The sequence below is a fragment of the Paramagnetospirillum caucaseum genome, assembly GCF_000342045.1.
Lineage (GTDB): Bacteria > Pseudomonadota > Alphaproteobacteria > Rhodospirillales > Magnetospirillaceae > Phaeospirillum > Phaeospirillum caucaseum.
In genome coordinates, this window is the sequence record NZ_AONQ01000189.1 from 1 (window position 1) to 730 (window position 730).

General features: G+C 51.0%; 1 protein-coding gene. It reads right to left on the minus strand.

Features of this window, described 5'->3' with window-relative positions:
• Positions 1-34: 34 nt before the first annotated feature.
• A complete protein-coding gene (locus H261_RS25265; RefSeq protein ID WP_152427094.1) occupies positions 35-355 on the minus strand; it encodes a hypothetical protein in 321 nt (106 codons plus the stop codon).
• Positions 356-730 lie beyond the last annotated feature (375 nt).

The following is a 730-nucleotide window of genomic DNA, read 5'->3' on the forward strand; positions in this document are numbered from 1 at the left end:
TGATTTTGCTGCAAATGCAGGAAGGCTGGCGATATCAGTGTAAATCAGATGCTCGGACTGCTGCATTTGCTGCATCACATGATGCTTTGATCGCAAAATAATCTGATTTGTTACTGAACCATGCGGTGACCTGGGTGACCACATGAGCAAAGGCGACCTCAAGGTGCTTCTTGGATAGCGATCCGCCGCCGGGATCGGTCAGCCGTGTATGGCCTGCACACGCGAGCAAAGATTGTTGAAGAATGGCAAAGCCCTCTTCATCAACCTCATAGGTTCGCCTCCATGGGAAAATCTCACCTATCGTTTCAAGGCGGCGGTCGATGTCGCATTGTGGGTCGTAAATTCTGGTGTTCATGATGGTTACCTTTCATTCGAAAGGTATTTATCCTGCGGGTGCAGTCTGGTGGCCGGGCATTGTGGCCGTGCGACGACTAAGCGGATAAGTCCCGAATTCGCACATTGTTCACAAACGAAGAATCCCCTCCCCCTGATTCTGGCGGAGGTTGGTTTGCCTCATGCCTATCGCGATGAACCGAGCCCAAGCTGGCGGCAGAGGCGTATCGGGCCACGCTGGCTCACCTGTTTGATCCGACATCAGTTTTATCCCTTCCCTATTCCATAATTCCATCGGCATGCCCCCCACGTGTGAGCAGCAAACGGTGGAAGCAGGAGATTTCGAAATATCATTATCACCACACTCATAGGTAATAAATCAAAACACCCAGATATC

Coding starts and splice junctions, on each gene's coding strand:
- H261_RS25265 (WP_152427094.1), bottom strand. CDS start 355: ATGAACACCAGAATTTACGACCCACAATGCGACATCGACCGCCGCCTT.